Below are 543 nucleotides of genomic sequence, written 5' to 3'. Positions count from 1 at the left end.
CCCAGTCACTGTTCACTCTCATTTCGGTATACGCGATCTAGTACGGTATGTTGGGCTCGGATATGTGTATAAGAGACGTTCCAGTGTATTGACCAGATCCCAGCAGGGATGCCAGCCCATTCTCATCTTGGCTTTGGAGCAGTCCAGTTTTAGGTAATGAGCTTCATGCGGGTGTTCTGCGCCATCGAGTTGCCAAGTGGCATCTTCACCCCATAATTTAACCATCGTTTCAACAATAAACTGTACCGGCTTAGCATCATTGTCATTGGGGCCAAAGTTCCATCCCTCAGCAAAGGCGCATCCGTCCCGGTAAAGGTGCTGAGCTAATAGCAGATAGCCGGAAAGTGGCTCCAATACATGCTGCCACGGACGAATAGAGTGTGGATTACGGATCACAACAGGTTCGTTATTTTGAAAAGAGCGTAGAATATCTGGGATCAGTCGATCCTTGGCCCAATCACCTCCGCCAATCACATTACCGGCACGCACCGATGCCAACGCGACTCCATGATGCTCATAATCTTTGGGATTAAAGAAAGAGTT

1 pseudogene is annotated in these 543 nt (G+C 48.6%); it reads right to left on the bottom strand.

Annotation, left to right across the window (positions count from 1 at the left end):
- Positions 1-18: 18 nt before the first annotated feature.
- Positions 19-543, bottom strand: a pseudogene (locus V2H77_RS00110) (CDP-glucose 4,6-dehydratase); the annotation flags it as partial.

This window comes from Photorhabdus sp. P32, from assembly GCF_038085095.1.
Lineage (GTDB): Bacteria > Pseudomonadota > Gammaproteobacteria > Enterobacterales > Enterobacteriaceae > Photorhabdus > Photorhabdus luminescens.
This window is presented reverse-complemented; position numbering and strand designations above follow the sequence as displayed.